General features: G+C 58.3%; 15 protein-coding genes. 7 read left to right on the forward strand and 8 right to left on the reverse strand.

Translation table 11 applies throughout. The features are described 5' to 3' along the window. Nucleotides 1–39 precede the first annotated feature (39 nt). Complete coding sequence (locus tag Q0X18_RS04335) at nt 40–1,239, reverse strand: MFS transporter (RefSeq protein ID WP_297559066.1); 1,200 nt, start codon at nt 1,237–1,239, stop codon at nt 40–42. A 106-nt stretch (nt 1,240–1,345) separates the two neighbouring features. Continuing rightward, entirely contained in the window at nt 1,346–3,133 is a 1,788-nt protein-coding gene (locus Q0X18_RS04340) for a hypothetical protein (protein ID WP_297559068.1), read from the reverse strand. A gap of 22 nt (nt 3,134–3,155) precedes the next feature. Between Q0X18_RS04340 and Q0X18_RS04345 the strand changes: the two genes are divergently transcribed. The 5 genes from Q0X18_RS04345 (at nt 3,156) to Q0X18_RS04365 (ending at nt 9,031) form a co-directional block, all read left to right on the forward strand. Next, nucleotides 3,156–3,914, forward strand: a complete 759-nt coding sequence (locus tag Q0X18_RS04345; protein WP_297559071.1) for a PP2C family serine/threonine-protein phosphatase — start codon at nt 3,156–3,158, stop codon at nt 3,912–3,914. Beyond that, nucleotides 3,911–5,926, forward strand: a complete 2,016-nt coding sequence (locus tag Q0X18_RS04350) for a serine/threonine-protein kinase (protein ID WP_297559074.1) — start codon at nt 3,911–3,913, stop codon at nt 5,924–5,926. The genes Q0X18_RS04345 and Q0X18_RS04350 overlap by 4 nt, the downstream gene beginning before the upstream one ends. 308 nt (nt 5,927–6,234) lie before the next feature. Further along, a complete protein-coding gene (locus Q0X18_RS04355) occupies nt 6,235–6,759 on the forward strand; it encodes a peroxiredoxin (RefSeq protein ID WP_297559079.1) in 525 nt (174 codons plus the stop codon). A 260-nt stretch (nt 6,760–7,019) separates the two neighbouring features. Beyond that, nucleotides 7,020–7,517: a peroxiredoxin gene (locus Q0X18_RS04360; protein WP_297559084.1), complete on the forward strand. Its 498-nt coding sequence runs from the start codon at nt 7,020–7,022 to the stop codon at nt 7,515–7,517. Between the two features lie 23 nt (nt 7,518–7,540). After that, nucleotides 7,541–9,031 carry an NAD(P)/FAD-dependent oxidoreductase gene (locus Q0X18_RS04365; protein WP_297559086.1) on the forward strand — a complete coding sequence of 497 codons (1,491 nt, stop codon included), beginning with the start codon at nt 7,541–7,543 and terminating at the stop codon, nt 9,029–9,031. Here the strand turns inward: Q0X18_RS04365 and Q0X18_RS04370 are convergent. The 3 genes from Q0X18_RS04370 to mreC form a co-directional block, all read right to left on the reverse strand. Further along, nucleotides 8,985–10,742 carry a penicillin-binding transpeptidase domain-containing protein gene (locus Q0X18_RS04370; protein WP_297559088.1) on the reverse strand — a complete coding sequence of 586 codons (1,758 nt, stop codon included), beginning with the start codon at nt 10,740–10,742 and terminating at the stop codon, nt 8,985–8,987. The genes Q0X18_RS04365 and Q0X18_RS04370 overlap by 47 nt on opposite strands. A 9-nt stretch (nt 10,743–10,751) precedes the next feature. Then, nucleotides 10,752–11,225: a rod shape-determining protein MreD gene (gene mreD, locus Q0X18_RS04375; RefSeq protein ID WP_297559090.1), complete on the reverse strand. Its 474-nt coding sequence runs from the start codon at nt 11,223–11,225 to the stop codon at nt 10,752–10,754. 70 nt (nt 11,226–11,295) lie between these two features. Beyond that, complete coding sequence (gene mreC, locus Q0X18_RS04380) at nt 11,296–12,087, reverse strand: rod shape-determining protein MreC (RefSeq protein ID WP_297559092.1); 792 nt, start codon at nt 12,085–12,087, stop codon at nt 11,296–11,298. Between the two features lie 465 nt (nt 12,088–12,552). Here mreC and Q0X18_RS04385 point away from each other — a divergent pair, with 465 nt between their 5' ends. Both Q0X18_RS04385 and Q0X18_RS04390 read left to right on the forward strand, forming a co-directional pair. Next, nucleotides 12,553–13,470 (forward strand): carbohydrate kinase family protein, encoded by a 918-nt coding sequence (locus Q0X18_RS04385; protein ID WP_297559094.1) that lies wholly within the window; start codon nt 12,553–12,555, stop codon nt 13,468–13,470. 192 nt (nt 13,471–13,662) lie between these two features. Next, nucleotides 13,663–14,898: a right-handed parallel beta-helix repeat-containing protein gene (locus Q0X18_RS04390; RefSeq protein WP_297559098.1), complete on the forward strand. Its 1,236-nt coding sequence runs from the start codon at nt 13,663–13,665 to the stop codon at nt 14,896–14,898. Between the two features lies 1 nt (nt 14,899). Here Q0X18_RS04390 and hisH read toward each other — a convergent pair whose 3' ends face one another. Genes hisH through Q0X18_RS04405 form a run of 3 tightly spaced genes read right to left on the reverse strand, consistent with a single transcriptional unit; the run spans nt 14,900 to nt 17,139 of the window. Beyond that, complete coding sequence (gene hisH, locus Q0X18_RS04395; protein WP_297559100.1) at nt 14,900–15,499, reverse strand: imidazole glycerol phosphate synthase subunit HisH; 600 nt, start codon at nt 15,497–15,499, stop codon at nt 14,900–14,902. 4 nt (nt 15,500–15,503) lie between these two features. Then, nucleotides 15,504–16,088 carry an imidazoleglycerol-phosphate dehydratase HisB gene (hisB, locus tag Q0X18_RS04400; RefSeq protein ID WP_297559102.1) on the reverse strand — a complete coding sequence of 195 codons (585 nt, stop codon included), beginning with the start codon at nt 16,086–16,088 and terminating at the stop codon, nt 15,504–15,506. Further along, nucleotides 16,081–17,139 (reverse strand): histidinol-phosphate transaminase, encoded by a 1,059-nt coding sequence (locus Q0X18_RS04405; protein ID WP_297559104.1) that lies wholly within the window; start codon nt 17,137–17,139, stop codon nt 16,081–16,083. Before Q0X18_RS04405 ends, hisB begins: the two co-directional genes overlap by 8 nt. Between the last annotated feature and the right edge of the window lie 89 nt (nt 17,140–17,228).

A 17,228-nucleotide genomic window follows, 5' to 3' on the forward strand; every position in this document is an offset into this window, starting at 1 on the left:
ACCTACATAGGCTTTAGGTGTAGACAAGAGGTGGGTGAACTATGCCTGTGTACGTTCTGCTACGGGACGGGGAATGCCTCCCCGCAAAATAACCGTGAAGACCACCAGGAATACTGTAAAGCCCGACAGCCACAATACGGTTAGTACCCCCAGACGCGGTTCCAAGAGTCCGGCCAGAAGCGTTCCGAGTAGCACAGCGCTTTGCATGGTAGCACCAAAAGCCGCCATGATGCGCCCCCGCAACTCGACCGGGGCTGATAGCTGAATAATTGAGCGAGCAGGGACGATGAACATGGTATTGAGCAGGCCCATCAGTAGGGTGGCAATACCGGCCCAGATGGGGTTGGGAAACAACCCTAAGGAGGCGAAAACAATCCCCCACAGGGCCAGGCTGCGTATGAACACCACCTCCCGCGTCCAGCGCTTGATGAGCGGCATGGTGACCCATAACCCCAGCACGGCCCCCGCGGCCATCAGAGCCTCGAGTACACCGAAGCCTTGCACACCGATTTTCAGTGCCCCCACAGCATATACAATGCCCAGAGCGCCTTCTACCGAGCCAAAGGCGGCTGCCAGGGCTAAGGTTCCAATAGTGCGACTGAGCACGGGGTTTTGCCACAACGGCTGAATGCCTTCGGCCACGGCTTTAAAATAACTGCCCCTGCCTGCTTTGCCCGAGAGCACAGGCAGAAAAATAAGGAACCCGGCGGCAATCAGGTACGATAGAACGTTGATCCAGAAGGCTGGTACGGGGCCCACAGCAGCCACCAAAGTACCTGCAAGCGCTACAAAGGCGATCTCAGAAAAACGCTGGATGAACATCATCAGCCCATTGGCGCTATCAAGTGCCGATTCGGGCACCATATCGGGAATGGCGCTGTTGCTGGACGAGTTGTATAGTGCTTCGAAAACAGCCATTAGAAAGGAGATCGCCATCAATATCGGCATCGAATCCATGGCGAAAAGCGGAATGCCAGCCACCAGCACGGCTCGAGCCAGATTGGAAATTGCCATGAGAGTGCGGCGATCGTAGCGGTCGGCCAGCGGGCCCATTAACGGTCCCAGCACTGCGCTTGCAAAAAACTGTGCACCCAGGATGAGCGAGATCCAGACTGCATTCTGGGTTTCCTGGTAGGCCACAAACAGTAGGGCAATGCGATGAATTTTGCTGGCTGCAAAGGAAAACAAGGTAGATACAAAGAGCCATCGAAATGCTGGGTGCTGTAGCGCGCTCCACATAGGTTGACCTATGATATGGAATCAACAACGAGTAGTAAATATAAACGTGGTTTAGGCGAGCGGTTGCAACGATAATAACCCAGGAGCGAATGCCGAAGTCTCAAGATTAAACCTCACGGATAGGATCGATAGCAACCAGGCTGTGGGCTACCCGTGCGCCTTCTCGAGCCAGCACCAACCCGCCTTCGGGCACCCGCCAGACCAAGAGGTCTTGCAGCTTGCGCGGGATTAGGCCGGTGGATGAAACGTAGACGCTATCGTCCTGATAGCGCAGCGATAGCACGGTGCTGCCTGCTTTAATGGTGCTAGGGCTATCGCCAACCGTGGTCGAGTTAACATCGCCCAAAGTATCGCGGGAAGGCGGGCTGAAGCCCAGCCACTCGTTTAGCTCACGGTGCAGTACCTGGGCATAGTCCTCGAGCCCTAGCATCTGCGCTATTTCGGCCAGGCGAGCTGTCCACTGCGGGTTACGCTCCATGCGCCCCCGAACCACCTCGAGGCCCTTGCGGGCAAAATCCTGGAGGTTGTCTATCGGCGCCTCGCCGTATTTGTTGGCCGACTCCGGGCCAAACTGGGCATAGTTGATCTCACCCTTGAGGCGTGCTGAAAGGGCCCGTAGCAGACGCAGGTAAGCAAAGTGGTGTTCGGGCCACATTAGATAAGCGAGGACGCGTCCTTCGGCCAGCAGGCTGGATATGCTTGCGGCTTCCCGGGGACCAATGCGAAGGTGGAGATAGTCCTTGTACCGAACCACGTGCAGTTCGGCGTCGGGTAGAGTTAGGCTAAAGGCTGCATCCTCCTCGATGATTCGTTCCTGCTGCGCTACGCTGATACCAAAAACTTTCCCCGCTTGTGAGATGCCTACCTCGTGGTTCCAGAAATAGAAGCGCTGGGGCATCAGGCGAAGATTGAGCGCTCTGGCCTCACGCGGAACAGCCTCGAGGGCGTACTCGGGATTTTGGCTACCCAGAATTTTTTGAGGGATTTGCGGCCAGCTTGCTTCTCCCATAGGACTGGGCAGGTAGCGGGTGAGCAAAGCGATCAGGTGCTCGATAGCTGCCGAGAAGCGCGCCCGGTCTTCTTCCATGACCAAAGCCATGCGTCGCTCCTCGGCGGCGGCATTGTGCAGGCGCTCTTCTAGAGCTCGAATCTCGCCAACGCTCAGGTTTTGGCGATGGGCTTCCTCGAGCGCCCGGCGCAGGGCCTCGAGGCTGGGCCCGCGGGTGCTGGTGCGGAGCGAGCCTTCGCTTTCCAGTATCCGTCGAGCAAACCGTCTGATATAAGGTACCGTTTCTTCTTGCGGCAGCTTGAGTTTGTTGGAAAGAGCGAAAGCCTCACGAAACAGCTCGAGGAGTAGATTTTTAGCGATAGTTAGGTTATCGAGGTGAACCCTGGGGTCTGAGACGCCCGGAATGGGGTGGGCTAGCGTGAAGCGTGAGAGGTTGTAGTCCTGGGAAAAATGGGGGCTTTTGGAATAGGCCTCGAGGTTTTGCAGGATGGCATAGGCCATGCGGAGTTCATCGCGCTTGCCCTGGTTAAGCGCCTTGGCTACACGAAGCAGATCACGATCTAGACGGCTCCAGTACACTGCCTCGGCCAGCTTATCCAGGGCTTCCCGTTCGGGGCTAAACGAAGCCCCCTCATCTTCAACCAGAATTGCGCTGAGATCTGGAACGTTTTCGTCTACGACGGTTTTGTAGCCAGGCCGATGAGCCTTAAAGCGTCCGTCGATGTCGCGAAACTTCTTGGCCAGGGGGCCGGGCAGGTTGGCCTGAATTAAGGTTTGTCGCAAACGGGTTAGGCCGGCCATTCCCCCCTTGGGTTCGTTGCCTGCTACAAGGTCATCTACCTTGTATTCATAGAGCTCGAGTAATTCAACCAAGCCTGCCTTCATTCAAACGGTATTATAAGGTGTCATGCGATTGGCACGGCTCGAAATTGCCACAGAATCCAACATTGGTCGGCGTCGCCGGAACAACGAAGATTTTCATCGTGTGGCAGTACATCCGACCCCGGCTGGAAACCTGGTGTTGCTGGCCGTGGCCGATGGTATGGGTGGGGCCGAGGCGGGTGAACTGGCCAGTAAACTGGCCATCGAGGGGGTTAGCTCGGCGGCTAAGTCGTATGCTGAGCACGCAGCAACAGGTCGCCCTGGCGTCAGCCTCAACCTGGTCATGGACAAGGCTTTCAAGCTCTCCCAGAGGCGAATTTTGCAAGAAGGTGAGCGGGTGCCCTCGCGCAAGGGTATGGGCACCACCCTAACAGCCGTGATGCTAACCGAATGGAACCGGCAGGCTGTGATCGGGCACGTAGGAGATACCCGTGCCTACCGATACTCCTCGGGTCGCTGGACGCTTTTAACGCAGGATCACTCCTGGGTAGCTCAGCAGGTGCGCCAGGGTGTGCTGAGTGCCGAACAAGCCGAAGACCACCCCTGGAAGCATATGCTTACCCAGGCCCTGGGGCTTTCGGATGTTAAACACGACATCATCTCGGTCAATTTTGCCCCTGGCGAGGTGTTGGTGCTGGCAACCGATGGCTTGTACGGGCTAGTGCCCCCCGAGGAGTGGAACATTACCGGGGATCTTAAATCGGCCTTGGAGAGCTGGGTGGCCAAGGCACTGATGCGCGGTGGCACCGACAATATCACGGTAGTAGCGGCGAGGTTCAGATGAGTTACTTGCTGGCTTTATTGTTGGTTGCTATTTCCACGGCCCTGATGCTGCGCCTTGGGCGCACCTGGCCGATGATGGCCGTGCTGGCTTTACTGCTGGGGGGTTTGGGCGTGCTGGGGGCCGAGCTCTGGGTGCTGGCAACCGCTTTTGCTCTGGGGTTGGGGGCGATGTGGCTGCCCAAGACCACCCGGGTTAACTTCAAGCCGCGGCCCAAACCGGCTTCCCGAAAACCCAAAGAAAAAGCAAAGGCTTCCACAGGGAACAATGTTCCTGGCCTCGAGGCCCTCTATGAGATTCAGGAAAAAGTGGGTATTGGGGGTATGGCTACCGTTTACAAGGGCCGAAGCAAAAAAGATGGGCGCCTGGTTGCGCTCAAAATTCCCCAAGAAAAATACGTGGGCGACCCTCGGTTTGTGCGCCGCTTCCACCGCGAGGCTGAACTGCTAGCCCACCTTGATCACCCCGGAATCGTCAAGGTCTACGACCACGGCAACCAAGGTGATACTCATTACATTGCCATGGAGTACCTCGAGGGGGAAGGGCTTGACCGTCTTATTGAAAACAAGCGCCTTTCCATCAAAAGCATCGTGCAGATTATGGGTCGGGTGGCTGAGGCCCTGCAGCACATTCATGCTCAGGGTATCATTCACCGCGATATCAAACCCGGCAACATTATGGTGCTCAAAAATGCTCTGCGCGACGATGGCAGTGTAGATCCACGTGGGGTTCGCCTGATGGACTTTGGGATTGCCGCAGGCAAGGTGCTGACCCGTCTGACCATTACCGGGGCCCGCATTGGAACCCCGGTCTACATGAGTCCCGAACAAGCCAAAGGCCAGCGCATTGATCACAAGTCGGATATCTATAGCCTGGGGGTGGTGTTTTACGAAGCCCTGTGTGGACAGCCCCCATTCCAGGGCGCCTATGAAGCGGTCATCCACCAGCAGATCACCCAGATGCCTACACCCCCTAAGCAGGTCAACCCCGAGATTCCCCAGGTGCTTTCCGACCTGATTTACCGGATGCTGGAGAAAGACCCCGAAAAGCGTCCCGGCCTCGAATCGGTGCTGGAGGTGTTGCGTGGTAAATGGGAGGAAGACCCGGGCCTTGCGGCTCCTTCTTACCTGGCCTTGGCGGTCGAAACAAAAAAAGGCACCCTTCGACTGATGGATCTGAATGGTACCCTCATGCGGATGTGGAGTGGGGTGGGAAGTGGGCGGGGTATGTTCCCATCTCCACCGCTTGCCCTGGCTGTGGACAAACATGGAGGCTTCTGGATCAGCTTGTTTGAGTATGGTGGGGGGGCAGTGCGCTTACTGCACCGCTTCGATGTAGAAGGCGAAATCACCCACTCGATAGCGCCTTATGGTATGAAGCTGGGGGAGCTACTTTATCCGGTTTCACTGGCCGCTATGCCAGATGGCCTGCTGGTGCTGGACGGTGAAGCCTGCACCATTACCCGCTTTGATCTCGAGGGCAACCCCATGGGTCGTTTTGGTGGTGCCGGGCCGGGCCGGGGTACCTTCGATTCGCCAAAAGTCTTGCTAAGCAGCCCAAATCACATCTTCGTGCTTGACTACGGCAATCGCCAGGTGCAGCGCCTCGACCATAAGGGGCAGTACATTTCTCGTTACGCCTTCCGCAAGAGCCGGGAGTCGCAAGAGCTACGCCTGCTGGGTGGCCTGGGCCTGACGCCACAAGAGGAGCTTTTGATCTACGATGTGGACAGCCAGAAAATCCGCAAGCTTTCCCTCGAGGGCGAGGTGCTTCAATCGCTGCCTCTGCCTGTGGCCGAGGGTGAGGACCCCAACAGTCAGGTGGAGATGGTGGTGCTGGAGGATACCATTTACGCCATGCGGCGGGGCGGTACCAAAATTCATCGCATCAAGCTGGGGGGTCAGGCACTGCCCAGCCTAGAAGTGTATGCCCCCTTGCGCGGAATTGCCATCTGGCACAATACCTTGCACGCCAAAGCCGAAGCGTCCGCCAGCCGCTCGGCCCGAGGCGTGTGACAAAAAGACGGTCGCCAAATAATTCCGTTTCCGCTTGAATCCTTCACCGCCATGCGCAGTCAGAGGTGGAGGATTCAAACCGACCGAAGGGAGTAGAAAAGCATTTCGGCAGTATTATTTAGGCTTTCAAAAGTGAACGATACTGTTGGAATGCGTATAACTTCAACAAGAGGATGTTCTTCTTCCTTGACCGCTCGTCAATGAAGCAACCGAGACTGGTAGGACACTTTTTTCCACAAGGCCTGACCTCGAGGCCAATGTTGTGCTGTCCTACAGCCAGTTCTGCTTGAAGAATAGATACTAGGCCTATGATGCTAAAACCCGGTGATTCCGCCCCGCTTTTGCAAATACAGGATGCCTTAGGGCGAACTGTAGACCTGGCTGAACTGGTGCGACAAGGGCGTTATGTGGTGTTGTGGTTTTATCCAAAAGCCAACTCTCCCGGCTGCACGGCCCAAGGTAAGAAGTATGCGGAGTTACACGAGGCCTTCCGGCAAATGGGTGCCGAGGTGTTTGGCGTGAGCAGAGACCCTGCTTCGGCTCAGTGCGACTTTATGGATAAACTGGCGCTCGAGGGCGGCCTGATCCCCGATTTGTCGGGCCGGCTGGGTCGGGCGTTTGGAGTGGGGGGATTCCTGGGCCTAGGCTCCTTGTTGGGTTTATACAACCGCGATACCATTCTAATCAACCCCCAGGGCAGGGTCGAGCAAGTTTGGCGCAACGTCAATCCCTTCCGCGACGCCGAGGTGGTGCTGGACTATCTGAAGTCGAGGATATCCAACCTCGAGGCCCCCGCACCGGCCCAGCCTGCCACTGACCCAAAAGGTTTGTAAATATTTGCAGGTGTGCTCGAGGCAAAGTTGCTTGTGCGATTCCGACGGAGATGCAACCTATCTGATGCGGTAGGCGGACGGCGCTTCATTAAAAAGCCGCCATCCTCATGGCACTGAGCTTGCCGAAGCAGAACACACCCCCCAGGATGCTCGCCGAAAAAGCGTCTCTCATTGCTCGGAGCGTGGTAGTGCAGGCAGAGTTGACACAAGATGAAGCCTAGCCTACAGCCGATGGCACAATTTGCCATCAAACTTTAGTCATGCGGCATTTTTTGTGGGTACTGTTGCTGCTGGCTCCGGTACTAGCCCTAGCGCCCGGCGATCCAGTTAATCTGCCCAAAATACAAGATGCCTATGGCAAGTCGGTAGATCTAGCGGCCATGGCTAAGGAAGGAAAGTATCTCCTGTTTTGGTTTTATCCCAAAGCCAATTCGCCTGGATGTACCGCTCAGGGTAAGCGTTATGCAGAACTATACAGCGAGTTCGAAAAGCTGGGTGTGGAAATTTTTGGTGTGAGCGCCGATCCTGCTGCCGAACAGTGTGCTTTCATTGAACAAATGGCCCTCAAAGGGGCCATGCTCCCCGACCGGGATGGCAGTCTGGCCCGGCTGTTCAAGGTGGGTGGTTTGTTTGGGTTTTACAACCGCGATACCATCCTGGTGAACCCCCAGGGCCGTATCGAGCGCATATGGCGCAATGTAAACGCTTTTCGTGATGCCGATACGGTGCTGGCTTATGTGCGTGGATTAAAACGCTAAGGTATGGGCTTGCATAGGTGGGTATGAGGGTTGTGGTTATTGGAGCGGGCGTGGGTGGACTTACCGCGGCTGCTCTACTAGCGAAAGCGGGCCTCGAGGTTACGGTTTTGGAACACCACACCTATCCTGGGGGCTTGGCGGGAACCTTTTGGCACCAAGGTTTCCGCTTCGACGCTGGAGCTACCCTGCTGGCCGGTTTCGACGAAGATGGAATTTTTACTCGCTTGGAGCGCCAGCTGGGGGCTTGTTTTCCAGTGCGCAGACTGCCTCCAGGTGAACCCCTAATGGAGGTTTGGCTGCCTGGCGGAAAGGTGGTAACCCGCCCGGTGGGCCGTACCTACGAACTGGAAGCCCAGCAGGCTGCTTTTGGCAGACCCGTACAGGGTTTTTGGCGATGGCAGGAAAAACGGGCGCTGGCCTTGTGGAAGATAGCCCAGGGTTTGCCATTTCCACCCGCCAACACAACGGAATTGCTAAGCCTGACCCAAAGAGGATTTTCCTGGGCTCTGGAACACCGAGCCGATCTGCTGGGCCTCCTGGCCGACCTGGTGCGGCCTACCCTGGCCTACGCCCCGTCCCACACAGGCTTCCGGCGTTTCCTGGACGCACAGCTTCTGATTGCTTCTCAGGCCGATGCCCGGCATACCTATGCGCTGTTTGGAGCTGCCGCCCTGGATCTACCCCACCGCGGCCCGGTGATGCCGCAGGGGGGCATGGGGGCCGTAGCGGAAACCCTGGCCCAGGCAGTGGTACGGCACGGTGGCCGGGTGCTTTATCGTCATCGTGTGGACAAGCTGCGAATTAGAAATGGGCGTTTGGCGGCGGTCGAGGTGGTACTAGGCGGGCGTCGGCGGGGGGAGCGGGAGGTGCTCGAGGCCGACCTTTTCATAGCCAACCTCACTCCGGGTGATCTGACCGCCCTGATTCCCGGTGCAGTAAAGCAGGCTCCACCTCACGATGGCTGGGGGGCATTTGTGCTGCATGCGGCGATTCCTGCGTCGGCGGTTCCGCCGGGGGCCTATTACCGGCAGTGGGCTGGCGAGGGTGACTGGGTATTTTTGAGCTTGTCCGACCCGGGCGATACCTTGCGGGGTTCACCAGATATACGGGTGTTGTCTGCTTCAGTGCATACCCGGTTGGCCGACTGGCAAGGGCTTTCTAAAGAGGTGTACCAGGCTCAGAAAATGGCCTGGCAGGAACGGGTGGTGCGCCAGGTTGAGCGCCTGATTCCGGGCTTTAGGGAATCGGCGGCGCTGATCTTGGGGGCTACCCCACGCACCTACCAGTTCTACACCCGGCGGCAGGATGGCTGGGTGGGAGGGTATCCGCAGGTGCATCCTCTGCGTACCCCGAGCCCCAGAACCCCTTTTTCCAACCTCTGGCGGGTGGGGGAGACCATCTTTCCAGGCCAGTCGGTGCCGGCAGTGGCGATGAGCGGTGAGCGAGTTGCTGCGTTGGTGCTGGGGCTTACTGCTCAGCGAAAGGCTGCCCGACTTTCCAGTACGCGGCCATAACTTTTCGAGCCGCCGGGAGCGCCACACCGCTGCCTTCGCCACCATTTTCGAAGAAGGCCACCACTACCAGCGGGGGTCGTGGGTCGGTGGGGTCTACCGGCCCGTAGCCCATGTACCAGGCGTGCTCGAGGCCTGGGGTAAGGGTTTCATTCTGAGCTGTTCCGGTTTTACCTGCGGTTGCCACTGGGAAATTCCCCAACACGTGCCGAGCGGTGCCCCAGGTCACGGTTTTGCGCATTCCCTCCTGAAGCTCTTTCCAGAACCGACCGGATACGGTGGTGATGGGACGCTGCAGCTCCTGATTGCCGATTCGCCGCACCAGATGCAGTTCGGGCTGCTGGCCATTCTGGGCGATGGTCGCCAGCATTCGGGCAATTTGTACCGGGGTGGCTTTGTTGTAGCCCTGCCCAATCATGATGGAAAGAGTCTCGCCCGGCCACCAGCGGGGGTCGTGGGGGAGGTTCGTTTTCTTCCACTGCAGCGAGGGCACAATCCCGCTCTGCTCGCCAATTTCCAGACCCGTAGGCCGACCCACGCCGAGCTCGAGGGCTCGCTTGTGCAGCTTGTTCACCATACCGATGGGGTCGAGCATCGCTACCTGGTAGTACCAGGTGTTGCAACTTTGCGCGATGGCCTCTTTAACGGTCATCATGCCCATATCCACTCGAGCCCAGTTACGCCGTATACCCCCAAAAACAATGTAGGGGCTACAACGGAAGGTGGTGTTGGGTGTTACATAGCCGCTTTCTAAAGCCATGCTCGAGCTTACTAGCTTATAGGTGGAGCCTGGCGGATAGGCGTTGACGGCGCGGTTCAGGGTAGGGCGATCCTTATCGCTAAACAACTCGCGGATTTTATCGTTTGGGCGTGGCCTGCGACCAAACAGATTGGGATCGAAGGCGGGGGCTGTGGCCATGGCCAAAACCTCTCCATTGCGCGGGTCAAGCGCTACGATGGCGCCTTTGGCCTGGCGAACCAGGGGAAGCCCATAGCGCTGCCGGATACGATTGATGTCCGCAGCAGCTTCCTGTAAGGCCTGCTCGGCTGCTTTTTGCAGATCCAGATCCAGGGTGAGATAAACATCGGTACCTGCCTGGGGTTCTCTAATTTCTTCGAATCGCACCCGCTGGCCTCTGGCATTGACCTCGGCCAACACCAGCCCCTTGATTCCCCTCAGCTGCTGCTCCAGGGCGGCCTCGAGGCCCGAAGCCCCCACCAATTCCTCTGGTTCGTAGCCTTCTTTTAGTTGCTCCTGATTGGGTAGGGCGGTATAACCGATGACCGGCCCCGCAATTGGATTGGGATAAATACGTTCGATACGCTCGAGCAGTTTCAGGTTGGGCTCGCCTGCTGAAAGCTCAGCCAACGTAGGAATCAGTGACTCGGGGACGTTGATCATTAACTCGACCGGCCCATTCTTGGCCTCGGGGAGTTCTTTGAGTCCGGTGAGGGCGAGGATCCGCTCCTTGAACAGCACCTCACCGCCTAAGTACAGCAAATCTACCGCTAGCCGGTTGGTTGCGATGATCCGACCGTTGCGATCAAGAATGCGACCTCTTGAAGCCAGGGTGGTTTCGGTGCGTAGATAATTGCCCTGGCTTCGGGTAGCGTACTGCTCATACTGCACTACCTGGAGCTGCCATAGACGGGCTGCAAATAGCACCAGCAAAAGGTAAAAGACCCCTAGCAGAATCCAGATCCGGCTGTTCACGCGACACTCCTACTGGTTATGGCCCATAAGCTGTCGATACGCCTGAAGCACAAAGGGCGCGATTATCAGCGTCAACACCATCTCCGGTACGATAACCGACCAAAGGGTGAGAGGGTTGAACTCCCCAAGCCGTAGCCACAGAGCTACCAGCAGTATGCCCAGCCATTTGGCTGCAAAGCTGCCTCCAAGAATTACTGCCTGCCCAGCCAGTTCGTCCCAGTGCACCAGGCGCGATAGCCGGTAGTAGGCATATGCGGACAGCAATAAGCCCACCGCATGTAGGCCGGGGTACCCCGCCGAAAGCAGATCTTGCAATAAGCCCACCGCAAAAGCCAGCGGTAAGCCCAAAAAAGGCGATACAGAAGCAACTATTCCCAGGGTGGCTAGATAAATTAGATCGGGTGGCGGGACGGTCTCACCCAATAGCCCGGATACGAAACCTTGAAGGAGAAACGCAGCTGCAATCAGCAAAATTAGTCGCATAAAATTGAGTTCAGCAAAGAAACAGCCGCGATTGGCGGGGCTTTATGCCTTCCGGATGCCCATCTATTAGTCATAGTGGTCGCAACACCTGTACTTCCTCGAGCAGCGAAAGCTGGACAGCAGGGCGCACCAGCAAAACTTTCTTTAGAGCGCCTGGGGCTACCGGAAGCACCTGCTCGACAGTGCCCACCGTAATCCCAGCAGGATAAAGCCCCTGTATAGCACCTGAAACCACCTTATCGCCGGGCTTGACGCTCGCCTCCGGTGCAATTTCAACCCGTAGCATTCGGGGTGGTGCACCATAGGCAACCCCCCGACCGGGCGCATTTGCCAGCCGGACTCCCACCCTCGACTCGGGATCCAGGATGGTGCGAACAACAGCCTGGTTGGGCGTAACCTCGGTGATAACCCCTACCAGCCCACTGGCAGTTGTGACCGGCATACCAACCCGGAGCCCCTGGCTCGAGCCGGCTCCCAAAAAAAGCCTGCGGTATAGCCCCGAGGGATCATCGTCAATGACGGGTGCTACTGCAACTACCCCTAGGCCCTGAACAGCCTGCACCCGCAGCGTGGCCTGTAATCGACGGTTCTCCAGGATTAGGCGCTGGTTTTCTTGGCGCAACTGCTGCAACTCGGCTTGCATGCGGCGCTGTTCGGCCCGCAGGTCGCGCCGGTCAAAAATGGCGGCCAGGCTGGCTCTGGCGTTTTGGCCCAGACGAAAGGAAAACCCAAAAATGGGTGCAATGCTCGCAGCAAACTCCCCCGGCAAGGTTGGAGCCGACTGTCGGGTGACGGTGGCTAGAAGGATACCGATTACCAATAATCCAGCTAACAACACCCGACGCAATAAGGCGCTGCTCACAACCTACCGCCTCCCAGATCGTGTAACAATTGAACGAGATTTGCCATTAGGCTTTTCAATTAACTAACTCCCAAACAAGAGTTTAGCCCATCTCACGGTAGCTGGCTCCATGCCGCAGGTTTCCCAGAGCGGCATAGAGCAGTAACATATTACTCAGTAAGAGTTTGAGAAAAGTCTTATTTGCGCGACCTTACTAGCGAAGCCTGCGAGGCCACGTTTGAGCGAGCAGCTCCGGAGTGGGGGTAGCTTGTGCCGGTCTGTTCACCCAAGAAACAGTCTGCTGGTGAGGAACGGCTGAGGCTTTTGGTGGCATCAGTTCAGTATTGGTGAGAAGTTTTGTGCAGCCAATCTCCTGGCTTGTTAGAGATTTCTCATAGGTTTGGAGTAGCCTACTACACATCAGCTCAGGATACCGTTAGACTGTGGTAAATCCTGTAAGTGGAGATACAAGGCTGGGAGGCCGGGATGCGATTTTTTGTCGTAGGAGACGTATCGGTTGACCTAATCTACTTCCTCGAGCGAATCCCCGAGCCAGGTGAGGAGATTCCGGCTCAGCGCGCCCTCATGAGGCCAGGGGGCGCAGGGGGCACTTTGGCGGCACACCTGGCTAGTCTGGGCAACAAAGTTTATCTGGCCAGCCGGGTGGGCGATGATCCCTTTCGCAGCGTAGCTCTGTCGCAACTCGAAAAAGTTAAGGTTGACCTCAAATACCTACAAACCGACCCGGAGCAGACCACCTCTTCAATCCTGATTCTGCTAATACCTGGCGGCGAACGCTCCATGATTTCGGCGGGGGGCGCCAGCCGCTATCTGGATGCCGCCGAGTTTAAGCCCAAGATGCTCGATCAGGTTGATGCGGTGGTTTTCTCGGCTTACGGGTTTGTGGGTGGGCCCCAGCGACAGTACGCCATTAACGCCCTGGATGCTGCGCGCAAGCGCGAGCTACCCATTTTTGTCGACCTGGGTACTGGTGCGGTACGGGCAGCCGGAAAAGAGCTGTTGGGTATCCTGCGTGGGGTTCCTTACCTGCTGATGAACCAGGTGGAGCTGCTAGCTCTAACAGATACTTCCTCCATTAGCGATGGGGTTGCTGCACTGAAAGACTGGGGCCTCGAGACGGTGGTGGTCAAGGTTGGGGCTATGGGCTCTATCGTGATTACCCCCACCCGACAAGAGCTCATCGAACCCTATCCCCTCGAGGAAGTCGTGGACACCACCGGCTCGGGTGATGCTTTTACTGCCACCTTTGCTCATGCCATCCTGCAGGGCAAAGACCCCTTTGTGGCCGCCCGCCTCGGCAATCTGGCTGGATCACTGGCTGCCACTGCCATTGGTGGGCAGGGTCGCCTTATCACCGAGGAAGACCTTTTGCAGGCCCGGTAGGCTTTAGCCGCCCAGCCTGGGGCTTTGCCGGTACTTTTGGCCTCGACGACTTTTGTTCTCATCGCCGAGGTTTATGCATCACGCGCTCGAGTCTGCCCTGCTTGTAGACTCGTATCTGCAGTGCTCAACCACACAACCACAGCAACAAGCACCGCGCTGGTATATACGTGGGTTGCACAAGAGGGGTGACAAATGAGGCGCATAGTGGCAGCAGGGCTCTTGTTTATTGGTCTGGCTTTTACTCAGTCATTGCCTGAAGTGCCGGCAAGCGAAGTCCAGGCCTTTGTGGCCCAGGCCCAGCGGGGCGGGCGGGTGGCGTTGCGCGCGGGCATCTATCGGCTTACCCGGCCGCTGACCCTCAATAACCCTGTCGAGCTGGTTGGAGCAGGAAGCACTCAAACGGTGATCACTTCTACGGCAGAGGGGTATGTGGTCAGCTTTCGCGGAGGCGGTAAGTCCAGCGCAACCGGCCTTGCATTTGAGTATCAGGGCAAGGCCCAGGCCTACGTGGTCTATATTCAGGAGGGCGAGGTCATCCTAACCGATGTAGCTGTTAGTGGGGCCGTGCGGGATGCGGCCAACAAGCAGGGTGGTTCGGGCATCATTGTCTGGAACGATAGTAAGCTGACGCTCAACAAAAGCGTGGTGTGGAGCAACGAACTCGAGGGCGTGGCCGTGTTGGATAAGAGCCAGGTTGTAATCAAGGACAGCGATCTTTCAGAGAATGTTGGAAGCGGCCTATCCTTATACGACGGTAGCGCCGGACAGGTAGATAACACCCTATTCGAGCAGAACGAAGCCAGCGGCATAGAGCTGTTTGACCGTAGCCAGCTAACCCTGGAAAACAGCGACCTCCAAATGAACGGCGAGTTTGGCTTGTATGTGGCGGATGCTGCCAGCGCGACAGCCAGAGAGAACTCCATTCAACAAAATACCTTTAGCGGCGTGCTGGCTCGAGACCAGGCCCAGGTGACCCTGGAAAACAACGACATCCTGAGCAACAAGGAGGCCGGCATTTTGTGTGTGGGTCTGGCCACAAGCGTCATTCGCAATAACCTAATCGAGAAGAACGCAACCAACGGCATCGGCGTTAGCGAGAAAGCCCGTGTGCTGGCTATTAACAACCTCGTTCGCGGCAACGCCGAGTTTGGGCTAGCCGCCAGCAAAGAGGCTGTAGTATCAGCTCAACAAAATACGATTGAATTCAGCGGTTATAGCGGCATTTTAGCCCGCGACAATGTGCAGGTCATCCTCGAGCGCAACCTCCTGCAAAACAACGGCGAACACGGGATTTTCTTCGTGGGCAATGCGGGGGGCCGGGCCCAGGGCAACGAGTGCAAGCAGAACAAGCTCACCGACCTCTATCTGGAAAAGAGCAGCAACCCCACCCTAGGCACAAACGCCTGCAAGGTCGAGCGGCAGCCCTAGGCTACAGCCGGGAAGCGAAATACCGCCGGATGGCCTCGAGCAAAGCCAAACCCACAGCCCCGCTCTTTTCTGGGTGGAATTGGGGAGCTACCACGTTACCCTGGGCATAAAGCGCGGTAAAGCAGGTTCCGCTGTAGTCGGTGACGCCCACGCTCCCCTCCACCAGCGGGGCAAAGTAGGAGTGCACAAAGTAGAAGTAGCGGCCCGATAGGTGCTGGAAGTGGGCGCTGTACTCCACCGTGTTCCACCCCATCTGCGGCACCCGTGCGGCCTGGAAGCGGGCCAGCCGGCCCCGCACCAGGCCCAGCCCGGCGGTTTGGGGGGCTTCTTCGGAGCTTTCGAACAGGATTTGCATCCCCACACAGATGCCCAAAAAAGGCTTGCCCAAGGCAATGTGCGCCCGCACCCCTTCCTCGAAGCCGGAGGCCTGAAACGAGCGCATGACCTGCCCAAAATGGCCCTGTCCCGGCAGCACCAGCAGGTCGTGCCCTACTACCTGGCGGGGGTCGTCCGAGACCGTGACCCGGTAGCCCGTGGCTTGCAGGGCCTTGGCGGCGCTGTGCAGGTTGCCCGAGCCGTAGTCAATCAGGAGGGTCTTCATGGCGCTACAGCACTTCCTTGGTGCTGGGCAGGTCGGGCCGGGTGAGGCGGGTGGCTTGGTAGAGGGCCCGGGCCAGGGCTTTGAAGGTGGCCTCGAGCACGTGGTGGGCTTCCCGGCCAGCCAAAAGCCGCACGTGCAGGGTGAGCCCCGCATGGTTGCAAAGCCCGCGCAAAAACTCCCGCAGGTGGTAGGCATTGAGGCCCCCGGCGCTCCCTTCGATGCCCAGTTCCTCGGGCACAAAGGCCAGGTGGCTGCGCCCGGACAGATCCAGCACCACCTGCACCAGGGTTTCGTCCATGGGCACGCTGGCCTCGCCGTAGCGTTCGATACCCCGGCCCTCCCCCACGGCTTGCCGCAGGGCCATCCCCAGCACGATGCCCACATCTTCCACCAGGTGGTGCACGTCCACGGCCAGGTCGCCCGTGGCTTTGACCTCGAGCCCCAAGCGCCCGTGCCGCTGCAAAGCCAGAAGCATGTGATCCAGAAAGCCCAGCCCGGTCGAGATCTCTCCGCTCGAGGGTGCATCGAGGTTCAGGCTGAGGCGGATCTGGGTCTCGGCGGTGTTGCGTTCGATGGTAGCGCTACGCATGGGGCACCTCGGCCAGGGAAAAGGCGGCTTCCAGGAAGCGCTGGTTCTCCTGGGGCGCGCCCACCGAGACCCGGATGCAGCCCTCGAGGCCCGGATAGTGATCCTGCCGCCGCACCAGGATGCCCTGGCGTAGCAGCCCCTGGTAGGCCGCCGCCGCATCGGGGGTGCGGATCAGAAGGAAGTTGGTCTGGCTTTCGTACACCCGCCAGGTGGGGTGCTTTTGCAGAGCCCGGAAGAGCTTTTCCCGCTCGGCTACCAGGGTCTGCACAATCCCCTGGACATAGCCGGGTGCCTCCAGCACCGTCAGGAGAATCTGGGCGGTGTGGGCCGGCAGGCCAAAAGGCGGAACAAAGTTCTGTACCACGTTGCACACCTCCGGCGAGGCCAGCAGGTAGCCGGCCCGAATCCCCCCCAGGCCCCAGGCCTTGGAGAAGGTGCGCAGAAGGGCTACGCTGGGGTTGGCTCGAGCCAGCGGCGCATAATCCGTACCCGAAAACTGGTGGTAGGCCTCGTCTATGACCAGCAACCAGCCCGTCCGGGCGGCTTTGTCGGCCAGAAGTTGGATGTCCGCTTCGGCAAACAGCCGGGCCGTGGGGGCGTGGGGGTTGGGCAGAAACAGCACGCCCGGAGGGGTGTCCATGGCCTCGAGCAGAGCCTCTGTCGGCAGGGAGAAGCCGCCCTCGAGCGGAATTGCTTGGTAAGGCGTGGCCGAAATTTTGGCGGAGAATGCATAGTGCGGAAACGAAGGGGCGGTATCCAGCACATGGTTGGAGGCCTGTACCAGGGCTTGAATGAGCAGGTTGGAGCCCGGTGCAACCACTAGCCCCTCCATGGGCCAGCTCAGCCAGTCGGCCAGCTTTTCCCGCACGTCCTCGGCGTGGAGGTGCGGATACCGATTGAAATCCAGGCCCTGCAAACGCGCCAGAACCCGCTGCTTGAGTTCGGCGGGCAGGTCGTAGGGGCTCTCGTTCTGGTCGAGCTTGATGGGCGCATCTACCTTTTTGTAGGGGTAGCTGGGCAGTCCCTGTAAATGGGGCTTAAAGGCCTTCACCCCCCGATTGTCGGAACTCGTGGGCTGCCCGTCAAGTATGGCCCGATGGCTGGGTGCAACCGTGAACCCAGCACCAATGCAGGCGGGGC

It is taken from the genome of Meiothermus sp. (genome assembly GCF_026004075.1).
Taxonomy (GTDB): Bacteria; Deinococcota; Deinococci; order Deinococcales; family Thermaceae; genus Meiothermus.